At 23.3% G+C, this 855-nt stretch carries 1 protein-coding gene; it reads left to right on the plus strand.

From position 1 onward, the window contains the following. Nucleotides 1–444 precede the first annotated feature (444 nt). Nucleotides 445–855: sigma-70 family RNA polymerase sigma factor (locus tag RI01_RS03125; RefSeq protein ID WP_017193215.1), on the plus strand; the 411-nt coding region annotated here is incomplete at its 3' end.

The following is an 855-nucleotide window of genomic DNA, read 5'->3' on the forward strand; positions in this document are numbered from 1 at the left end:
CCAACCGCCTATAATGATTCCTTGATTAAGATCGTTTTTCATATTTTCGCTATCTTTTTTTGTTTTGTTGTTCATATTTTTGTTTTCTCCTTTAATTTGTTTTTGTAATTTTGTTAAAATATTTATCAATTTTTGGCCTAGTAATTGCATGTGTGTGATTTATATAATTTTATTTTAAAGAGCATATATAGGGCAAAATAATATTTTTTTTATGTTATCATATAGTAAATTAATAAATAATTTTTTCTAAAAAGTATTTGTTTTAGAAAAATTAGTTGTTATCTTTCAGTACCATTTCGTTGGGCCTGAACTGTTCCAAAACTTTAGACACTTTTTACTTTTTAAAAATTCTTTAAGACTAACTATTAAGTTAGTCTTTTTTTTTTTCAAAGACTAAAAAATAATTTCTTATCTTTTCTAAAAACGTTTTTAGAAAGGAATCAAATGTTAAGACAAGAATTATTTAAAGATTTTTTAAAAAATAAAAAGAATTTAGAAATTCGTAATCAATTAATTGAACTTCATTTACCTTTGGTAAAAAAACTAGTAAATCAATTTAAATATTATCCTCGAGTTTTAACCAAAGAAGATTTATATCAAGAAGGGATTTTAGGATTAATTAAAGCACTCAATAATTACGAAGATTTAGGTTATGACTTTATCGCTTATGCCACTCCTACAATCAAATCGGAAATCAGAGAACTTATTAGAAAAAGTCATTCTCTTTCTCTTCCGCAAAAAAATCATAAAACTGATAATCTTTCTTTTCGAGAAGAATTTTATGAACCATATCAAATAAATAAACTAAACCCTCATCAATTATGGTTAAAAAAAGTTAATCATGAAATTTTTTTA

Origin of the sequence: Italian clover phyllody phytoplasma str. MA1, from assembly GCF_000300695.1 — a bacterium.
In the GTDB taxonomy this organism is placed as follows: Bacteria; Bacillota_I; Bacilli_A; order Acholeplasmatales; family Acholeplasmataceae; genus Phytoplasma.